Annotated in this window: 5 protein-coding genes; 4 read left to right on the top strand and 1 reads right to left on the bottom strand. The window is 73.9% G+C overall.

The annotated features are described in order from the left end of the window. Positions 1–275: 275 nt before the first annotated feature. The 4 genes from ECOMGDLI_RS06020 to ECOMGDLI_RS06005 all read left to right on the top strand — a co-directional run bounded on the left by ECOMGDLI_RS06020 (position 276) and on the right by ECOMGDLI_RS06005 (position 8,754). Positions 276–2,924 carry a CDP-glycerol glycerophosphotransferase family protein gene (locus ECOMGDLI_RS06020; protein ID WP_088315088.1) on the top strand — a complete coding sequence of 883 codons (2,649 nt, stop codon included), beginning with the start codon at positions 276–278 and terminating at the stop codon, positions 2,922–2,924. A gap of 32 nt (positions 2,925–2,956) precedes the next feature. Further along, complete coding sequence (locus ECOMGDLI_RS06015; protein ID WP_158220911.1) at positions 2,957–5,608, top strand: CDP-glycerol glycerophosphotransferase family protein; 2,652 nt, start codon at positions 2,957–2,959, stop codon at positions 5,606–5,608. Positions 5,609–5,717: 109 nt separating this feature from the next. Beyond that, entirely contained in the window at positions 5,718–7,472 is a 1,755-nt protein-coding gene (locus ECOMGDLI_RS06010; RefSeq protein WP_198954595.1) for an FAD-dependent oxidoreductase, read from the top strand. A gap of 82 nt (positions 7,473–7,554) precedes the next feature. Next, positions 7,555–8,754, top strand: a complete 1,200-nt coding sequence (locus ECOMGDLI_RS06005) for a Bcr/CflA family efflux MFS transporter (RefSeq protein WP_143447540.1) — start codon at positions 7,555–7,557, stop codon at positions 8,752–8,754. Here the strand turns inward: ECOMGDLI_RS06005 and ECOMGDLI_RS06000 are convergent, their stop codons facing one another. Continuing rightward, on the bottom strand, positions 8,755–9,627 hold the full coding sequence (locus ECOMGDLI_RS06000) for an amidohydrolase family protein (RefSeq protein WP_088315106.1): 873 nt from the start codon (positions 9,625–9,627) through the stop codon (positions 8,755–8,757). Positions 9,628–9,639: the final 12 nt, after the last annotated feature.

The raw sequence follows: 9,639 nt of genomic DNA, 5'->3' as shown, positions 1-9,639 counted from the left end.
AGGAGAGCAGCTCGACGTGCGACGGCCGCTGCTGCGAACGCGTCACCGCGGCGATCGAGGCCCTCACCCGCCCGTCGCGTGGCCCGTCGGCGCTCCCACCCGCACAGCGGTCGGCGTCCGACGCGTACGTCGGACTCTCGGGCGCGGAGCAGATCACGGCAGCACACCCCGCCTGACCAGGCCTGATAACACTCCGATCATCATGTGTCACACATGAAGTCACTCTAGATACTCGAACAGACACGCTGAGTGAGATTCATCAGTAGAGTTCGACCGTGAACTCCGCCGCGCCGTACGACGTCTCGATCGTCACCGCAGTCCATGACGTGGCCCGCTACCTGCCGGACTTCTTCGCCTCCCTCGAGGCCCAGCGGGACGTGGACCTCACCCGGGTCGAGATCGTCGCAGTGGACGACGGCTCGAACGACGACTCCCTCGCCGTCCTCGAGCGGTACCGGGGCAGGTTCGCGGAGCGCGGGATCCTGCCGATGCAGGTGATCCACCAGGCGAACGCCGGCCAGGGGCCCGCCCGCAACAACGGGATCGACCACGCCCTCGGCGAGTGGCTGACGTTCACCGACCCCGACGACATGCTCGACCCCGGGTACCTCGCGAGCGTGCTCCGGTTCGTCGCGGCGCACCCCGAGGTCGAGATGGTCGCGACGAACCGCGTCGTCTACCTCGAGGTCACCGGCGAGACCACCGACACCCACGCGCTGCGCGGCATGTTCGCCGGGCCGGACCGGGTCGTCGACCTCGACCGGGCGCCGACGTACTTCCACGGGCACGTCGGGGCCGGCTTCGTCCGGCGCGACCGGCTCGCCGCCCTCGGGCTGAGGTTCGACGGCCGGGTCCGGCCCAACTTCGAGGACGGCCACTTCTGCACGAAGTACCTCCTCGGCTGCCCGGCGCCCACCCTCGGCCTCGTCGGCTCGGCGAAGTACGTCTACCGCCAGCGGGCCGACGGGTCCTCGACGATGCAGCGCAGCTTCATGCAGCCCGAGCGCTACGTCGTCGTCCCGCGCCGCGGGTACCTCGACGTCCTCGAGCACGCCCGCGCCGTCCACGGCCGCGTGCCCGAGTGGGTGCAGAACTTCGTGCTGTACGAGCTGTCCTGGCTCTTCAGCGCCGAGGCCGGCCACGGCGGGACGGCGACCGCCGCGGTCGGTGACGTGGCCCGTGAGTTCGTCGGGCTGCTCCGCGAGATCCGCGCCCTGCTCGACCCGCACGTCATCGACGGGTTCCGGGTGCGGTGGCTGGACGCCGCCTGGCGGCAGATCCTCCTGCACGGCCTCGGGGAGGAGCCGTGGCGGGCGGCCTACGCCGTGGCCGACGAGGTCGACGTGCGGCAGAACCTCGCACGGGTCGTCGTCCGCTGGACCGGGCCCGAACCGGCCGTCGAGTACCTGTGCGAGGGCGCCGTGGTCGAGCCCACGCACACCAAGGTGCGGTCCGTCGTCTTCTTCGACCACGCCCTGCTCCACGAGCGGGTCTCCTGGCTGCCGGCGGACACCACGAACCGGGTCCGGGTCGACGGTCGCTACCTCGAGCTGCGGCCGTGGTGGACCGGCGCGGCGCCCACGACCTTCGAGACCGACCCGCCGCCGCGACGCGCGCCCGACGCCCCGCCCACCGGCCGGTCGTCCGTGTGGCACGCGACCCGGCGGCGAGCCGTCGAGGCACGGCGCGGTCACGAGTTCGACGGCGCCTGGGTCCTCATGGACCGCATCACCGACGCGGACGACAACGCCGAGCGGCTCTTCGAGTACCTGCGCGAGAACCGGCCCGACATCAACGCCTGGTTCACCGTCGCCGCGGGGACGCCGGACCACGCCCGGCTCGCCGCCGGCCGGCACGGCGACCGGGTCGTCGCCCACGGCTCCCCGGAGTGGGAGGTGCTCATGCTGCACTGCCGGCACCTCGTGTCGTCGCACATCGACGTCCCGGTGCACCGCCCGCCGCAGATCCTCCGGCTGCTCGGCACGACCGTCCCGCCCTGGCGCTTCACGTTCCTCCAGCACGGGGTCATCAAGGACGACCTGTCCGGCTGGCTGAACCCCAAGAAGGTCGACCTGTTCGTCACGAGCACCCAGGACGAGTACGACTCCGTCGCCGGCGACGGGACCTCGTACGTCTACACCGGACGCGAGGTGCGCCTCACCGGCCTGCCCCGCTTCGACCGGCTCCGCCGGATCGCCCGCTCGGTCGCGCCGCAGGACCGCACCATGGTCCTCGTCGCCCCGACCTGGCGGCAGTGGCTGCAGAAGCCACGCGGCGCGGACCTGGCCGTGCGCGTGGTGGACGACTTCTTCACGAGCGAGTACGTCGAGCAGTGGTTCGGTCTCCTGCGCTCCCCGGAGCTCGCCGACACGCTCGCCCGCAACGGCCTCCAGCTCGGCTTCCTGCCGCACCCCAACCTGCAGCACGTGCTCCCGCGGATGGAGCTGCCCGCCCACGTCACCCCGCTGACGTTCGAGGGCGCGGGTGTGCAGCGGCTCTTCGCCTCGGCGGCGGCCCTGGTCACCGACTACTCGTCGATGGCGTTCAACGCCGCCTACGTCGACCGCCCGGTGCTCTACTTCCAGTTCGACCACGACCGGGTCATGGCCGGCGGCCACCTCGGCCGGGCCGGCTACTTCACGTACCCGACGCACGGGTTCGGCCCGGTCACCCGGACGCTCCCCGACGCCGTGGCGGCGCTCACCGGCATCATCGGCGCAGGCTGCGTGCCCGCCCCGCAGTACGCCGACCGGATCGGCAGGGCGTTCCCGGCCCGCGACGGCCGCTGCTGCGAGCGGGTCACGGCCGAGATCGAACGGCTCGACCAGGCCGCCCCGCGGGCGCCGCGGCGGGCGTCCGACCGCCCCGTGGTCCCGCTGAGGCAGCGTTCGGCGGTAGAACGGACCCTGCAGCCCACCCGATGAGCGCCCCGCGCCGACGTGAGAAGACTAGAGACGTGGACACCTCCCGCACCGCCCCTGCCCTGACGACCGCTCACGACGTCTCGATCGTCGCCGCGGTGCACGACGTCGCGGAGCACCTGCCGCAGTTCCTCGCCTCGCTCGACGCGCAGACCGGGGTCGAGCACTCCCGCGTGCAGGTCGTGCTCGTCGACGACGGCTCGAGCGACGCGTCGCTGTCCGTGGCGCGGGCCTGGGAGCAGGGGACGGCGTTCGACGTCACCGTCCTCACCCGGCTCGAGGGCGGCCGGGCCGCGGCCCGCACGCTCGGCCTCGCGCAGGCGACCGGCACGTGGGTGACCTTCCCCGACCCGGCGGACGTGCTCGCCCCGGACTACCTCGACCGGGTGCTCTCGTTCGTCCGGGCGCACCCGGCGGTCGAGCTGGTCATGACGAACGCGGTCCTGCGGGACGGCGACGGCACCACCCGGGACAGCCACCCGCTGCGCGGCCGGTTCGGCGCCGGCGACCGGGTGCTCGACCTGGGCGGCAGCCCGGACGTCTTCTGCACGGGGGTGCGCAGCACGTTCTTCCGGCGCGAACGGATCGAGCGCGGCGGCGTCCGGTTCGACCCTGCCGTCCGCCCGGGGTTCGGCTCGGCGCACTTCGCCGCCGTCTACCTCATGTCCTGCCCGGAGCCGGTGGCCGGTCTCGTCGCCTCGGCCCGCTACGAGGAGCGCGACCTGCGCGGCCGCTCGGTCCCCGCGGTCTACGCCGACCCCGACCAGTACCTCGTCGTGCCCCGCGCCGGCTACCTCGACCTGCTCGACCTGGCCCGCGAGCGCTACGGCGAGGTCCCGGAGTGGATCCAGGCACTCGTCGTCCACGAGCTCGCGGGCTTCCTCGCGGCGGCGTCCGCGGCGAGCGGCGCACCCGCACCGGAGGAGGCCGTCGCGCGGGAGTTCCTCGAGTCGCTCCGCGACATCCGCTCCCGGCTCGACGACCACGTCATCGCGGGGTACCAGGCGTCGGCGCTCGACGGCACGGCGCGGCAGGTGCTCCGCTGGGGCCTGCTCGACACCCCGTGGCGCAGCGGCTGCGCCGTCGTCGAGAAGGTGGACGACGCCCAGCGGCTCGTGCGGATCGCGACCCGGTTCACAGGCCCGGAACCGGCGTACGAGTACGTCGTCGACGGGGTCGCGGTGCCGCCCAGGCACACCAAGCTGCGGTCGCTGCGCTACTTCGGTGCCGACCTCGTCCACGAGCGGATCGTCTGGGTCCCGTCCGGGGCGGCCGTCCGGGTGCGGTGCGAGGGCACGCTCGTCGAGATCCGGGACAGCTGGCCGGGTGCCGCCCCGACCTTCGTCGACCCGATCACCCGGGTGCGCACCCCGAAGGCCCGCGAGACCCTCCTCGGTGTCGCGACGAGGCAGCCGCGCCGGGCCGCCGTCGCGGCCCGGCGGCGCGCGCTCCGCAAGCTCGCCGCCTCGCCCGCCGTCCGGCGCCGCTACGGCAAGGCGTGGGTGCTCATGGACCGGGTCCAGAACGCCGACGACAACGCCGAGCACCTGTTCACGTACCTGCGGGACAACCGCCCGGAGATCAACGCCTGGTTCACCGTCGAGGCGGGTTCGCCCGACTACAAGCGGCTGCGCTCCGGGCCGCACGGCAACCGCGTCGTCGCGCACGGGTCGACGCAGTGGCTGCTCCTCATGCTCAACTGCAAGCACCTCGTCTCGTCGCACATCGACGTGCCGGTGCACCGGCCGCCCGCCGTGCTCGAGCTGCTCAAGCCGGGCCGCCCGAAGTGGCGCTTCACGTTCCTCCAGCACGGCGTCATCAAGGACGACATCTCCGCCTGGCTCAACCCCAAGCTCGTCGACCTCTTCGTGACGAGCACGCCGGGCGAGTACGCGTCGATCGTCGGCGACGGGTCGCCGTACGTCTACACCGACAAGGAGACCGTCCTCACCGGGCTGCCGCGGTTCGACCGGCTGCAGCGCACGAGCGAGGCCCTCTCCCCGCAGGACCGCACCCTCGTGCTCCTCGCACCGACCTGGCGGGAGTGGCTCCAGGCGCCGCGGACGTCGTTCGCGGACCCCCGCCGGCAGGTCCGGGCCGACTTCCTCGAGACCGACTACGCGAAGGCCTGGCTCGGGCTGCTCAGATCCCCCGACCTCGCGGCCCTCGCGGCGGAGCACGGGCTGCGCATCGGGTTCCTCCCGCACCCGAACCTCCAGCCGCTGCTCCCGACGCTCGACCTGCCGGCGCACGTCGAGGCGCTCACCTTCGAAGGGGCGGGCGCGCAGCGGCTCTTCGCCTCCGCCGCGACGCTCGTCACCGACTACTCCTCGATGGCGTTCAACGCCGCGTACGTCGACCGGCCGGTCGTGTACTTCCAGTTCGACCGCGAGCTCGTCGCGGCCGGCGGGCACCTCGGCCGGGCCGGCTACTTCGACTACGAGCGGGACGGCTTCGGCCCGGTGACGCGCACCGTCGAGGAGACGGTCGCGGCGGTCCGCGCGGACGTCGAGCGCGGCCGCACCCCGGCCCCGGAGTACCTGCAACGCATCGCGTCGACGTTCGTGCTGCGCGACGGCCGGTGCTGCGAGCGCGTCACGGCGGCGATCGAGGCGCTGTCCCTTCCAGCGGGCCGCCCGGCCCGCCGGGTCGACCTCGACGTCGCGGAGCAGGTCCCGACCGCCTGACCACGCCGCCGGGCCGACGGACCGGCCCGGTCGGCCGAGCACCCGGACGATGCACGCGTCGAAAGCGGGCAGGACCTAGGTCTGGTACCCCGGGGGGTACCCTGGATCCATGGCTGATCGCATCATGAAGGTCGTCGTCGTCGGCGGCGTCGCAGGCGGCATGAGCTTCGCGGCCCGGGCCCGCCGGCTGTCGGAGGAGGCCGAGATCGTCGTCCTCGAGCGGGACGAGTACGTCTCGTTCGCCAACTGCGGCCTTCCGTACCACCTCGCCGGCGAGATCCCCGACCGTGCGTCGCTGCTCCTGCACACCCCCGCCTCGCTCGCCGCGAGCCTCGCGCTCGACGTCCGCACCGGGCACGAGGTGGTGTCCGTCGACACCGCGAACCGGTCGGTCCGGGTGCTGCGGCGTGCCGACGGCACCGAGTACGACGAGGCCTACGACGCGCTCGTGCTCTCGACGGGAGCCACCCCGCTCGTGCCGCCGATCCCCGGTGTCGACCTGCCGCAGGTCCGCGTGCTGCGGACCGTCCCGGACGTCGACGGCCTCCGCGCCCTCGTCGAGGCCGGCGCCCGGCGCGCGGTCGTCGCGGGTGCGGGCTTCATCGGGCTCGAGGTCGCCGAGGCGCTGCGCCACCGCGGGCTCGAGGTCGCCGTCGTCGACCTCGCGGACCAGGTGCTCCCGCCCCTCGACCCGGAGATGGCGGTCGCCGTCGAGCAGGCCCTCGTCGGGGCCGGCGTCGACGTCCGGACGAGCACGTCCGTGACGGCGGTCGAGCCGGACGACGGCACGCCCGCGGACGGTACGGCGGACGACGGCCCGCGGGGCGCCGTCCGGGTGCGGCTGTCCGACGGCGCGGTGCTGCCCGCCGACCTCGTGCTCCTGTCGGTCGGGGTCCGCCCCGAGACGACGCTCGCCCGGGCCGCCGGGCTCACGCTCGGCGAGCGCGGCACGGTTCACGTCGACGAGCACCTGCGCACGTCCGACCCGCACGTCTACGCCGTCGGTGACGCCGTCGAGGTCGTCGACGCCGTGACCGGCGCCCCGGCCGCCGTCCCGCTCGCCGGGCCGGCGAACCGGCAGGGCCGGGCCGCGGCCAACCACCTCTTCGGCCGCCGGGGCGGGCGCACGCCCGTCCTCGGGACGGCGATCGTCCGGGTATTCGACACCGTGGCCGCCTCGACCGGCCGCAGCGAGAAGGCGCTGCGGCAGGCCGGGATCGCGCACCACGTCGTCCACCTGCACCCCGGGCACCACGCCGGCTACTACCCCGGCGCCCGGGCGCTCCACCTCAAGCTCGTGTTCGCCCCCGACGGGCGGGTCCTCGGCGCGCAGGCGACCGGCAGCGAGGGCGTCGACAAGCGGATCGACGTCGTCGCGACCGCGATCCGCGCCGGAATGACCGTCGAGGACCTCGCCGAGCTCGAGCTCGCGTACGCACCGCCGTTCGGCTCCGCCAAGGACCCGGTGAACATGGCCGGCTTCATGGCGTCCAACGTGCTCGCGGGCGACCTCACGGTCTGGCGCGGCCGTGACCTCGGCACGCTGCCCGGCGGCGCCGTCCTGCTCGACGCCCGCTCCCCGAAGGAGTTCGCGGCGGGTCACCTGCCCGGGGCGCTGAACATCCCGCACACCGACCTGCGGGCCCGGCTCGCGGAGGTGCCCGCCGGCGTCCCGGTCCGGGTCTACTGCGCGTCCGGCTTCCGGTCCTACCTCGCCCTGCGCGTGCTGCGGCAGAGCGGCTGGGACGACGTCGCCTCGCTCTCCGGCGGCCTGGCGACCTTCCGCCTCGAGCGCCCCGACGTCACGCTCGAGACCGGCGCACCGGATCGTCCTCTGGTGGGTTCGGCACCGCACTCGCGCTGAGAAGCGTCTGCGACCCACCAGAGGACGCCCGGCAGTCGGACGGGTCCGCACGACCTCCGCCCGGCCTGGGACGATCGAGGTGATGCTCAAGTCTGCGCCCGGGCCGCTCGACCCGGCCCACCGTCGCGCCCTCGTCGTCGTCCTCGGGGCCCTCGCCGGGCTCGCGCCGCTGTGCACCGACCTGTACCTGCCGGTGCTGCCGCAGCTCGCGAAGGACCTCGCCGCCCCGACGTCGCAGGCCCAGCTGACGATCACCGCCGTCCTGCTCGGGCTGGCGACGGGGCAGGTCGTCGCCGGGCCGCTCAGCGACCGGTTCGGACGGCGCCCGCTCCTGCTCGGCGGCCTGCTCGCGTTCGTCGTCGCGAACCTCGTGAGTGCCGTCGTGGACGACGTGACGGTGCTCGTCGTCGTCCGGCTCCTCGCCGGGCTCGCCGCGTCCGCGACGGTCGTCACGACGCGCGCGGTCATCGCGGACGCGTTCCCCGCCGCCGAGGCCGCCCGTGGCTACGCGGCGCTCGCGGCGGTCATGGGCATCGCCCCGATCGCGGCCCCGTTGGCGGGCGGGCTGCTCACCTACGTCACCGGCTGGCGCGGGATGTTCGTCGTCCTCGCCGCGATCGGCGCGCTGCTCGCCGCCGTCGCGCACGTGCGGATCCCGGAGACGCTCGCCGTCGGTGACCGGCGACCGGCCCGGCCGCGGGACGTCGCGGCCGGCCTCGTCGACTGTTTGCGCTCCCGGCGGTTCGTCGCCTACATGGCCGCGATCGGGTTCTCCGGCGGGCTGCTCTTCACGTACATCGCGTCGTCCTCGTTCGTCCTCCAGGACCTGCACGGTCTCTCGGCGCGGCAGTACAGCCTCGACTTCGCGGCCAACGCGACGGGCATCCTCGCCCTCGTCTTCGTCAGCCGCCACCTCGTCACCCGGACCGGGCCCGGCCCGCTGCTGCGCGCGGGGCAGGCCGTCGCGGCCGCCGGGGCGCTCGTGCTGCTCGCGAGCGAGCTGCTCGGCGGCAGCCTCATCGGCGTCCTCGTCGGGTTCTTCCTCGCCGTCTCGAGCGTCGGCCTCATCCACTCCAACGCGACGGCGCTCGGGATGGCCGCGGCCCCCGGCGGTGCCGGCGCGGCGTCGGGGATGCTCGGCATCATGGGCTTCGCCGTCGGCTCGCTCGTCGCACCGCTCGGCGGGCTCGGCGGCTCGGGCCTCGCGATGGCGGTCGTCATGGCCGCGTGCGCCCTCCTCGCCCCGACGGTGACGACGGTGCTCCTGCGCCGGCCCGCCTGATCAGCGCAGCCCGAGCGCGCGGATCGCGTTCTCCTTGAGGATCAGCGGCCGCACGTCGTCCTTGATCTGCAGCGTCTCGAAGTCGGCGAGCCAGCGGTCCGGGGTGACCACCGGGAAGTCCGACCCGAAGAGCACCTTGTGCTTGAGCAGACTGTTGGCGTACTGCACGAGCTGCGGCGGGAAGTACTTCGGCGACCAGCCCGACAGGTCGATGTAGACGTTCGCCTTGTGCGTCGCGACCGAGAGCGCCTCGTCCTGCCAGGGGAACGACGGGTGGGCGATGATGACGGTCATGCCCGGGAAGTCGGCGGCGACGTCGTCGAGGCACAGCGGGTTGGAGTACTTGAGCCGGATCCCGCCGCCACCAGGGGTTCCCGCGCCGATCCCGGTCTGCCCGCTGTGGAAGAGCGCCGGCACGCCGAGCTCCTCGATCACCTCGTAGAGCGGGTACGCGAGCCGGTCGTCGGGGAAGAACCCCTGCAGGCTCGGGTGGAACTTGAACCCGCGGGCCCCGTGCTCCTTGACGAGCCGGCGCGCGGCCCGGACCCCGGCCGCACCGCGGTGCGGGTCGATGCTCGCGAACGGGACGAGCACGTCCGGGTGCCGGGCCGCGGCGGCGGCGACGTCCTCGTTGGCGATCGGCGGGTGCCCGAGCACGGACTCGGCGTCGACGGTGAAGACGACGGCCGCCATCCGCCGCTCGCGGTAGTAGGCCGCGAGGTCGTCGACCGACGGGGTGCGGCCGTCGGCCATCGCCCCCTTGAAGTACTTCGCGGACGCCGCCATGAGCTCCGGCGGCAGGCTCTCGTGGCCGTGGTCGTCGATCTCGGCGTGGGTGTGGACGTCGATCGCCACGAGGGCGTCGAGGTCCAGGGTGGTCGGGGC

It is taken from the genome of Kineosporia sp. R_H_3, assembly GCF_002198675.1.
GTDB lineage: Bacteria > Actinomycetota > Actinomycetes > Actinomycetales > Kineosporiaceae > R-H-3.
Note: the sequence above shows the minus strand (reverse complement) of the source record. Positions and strands in the feature narration are given on the sequence as shown.

What these genes read in the sequence shown, in the direction of transcription:
- ECOMGDLI_RS06005 (WP_143447540.1), top strand. Translation starts at nt 7,555, where the DNA reads ATGCTCAAGTCTGCGCCCGGGCCGCTCGACCCGGCCCACCGTCGCGCC.
- ECOMGDLI_RS06010 (WP_198954595.1), top strand. Translation starts at nt 5,718, where the DNA reads ATGGCTGATCGCATCATGAAGGTCGTCGTCGTCGGCGGCGTCGCAGGC.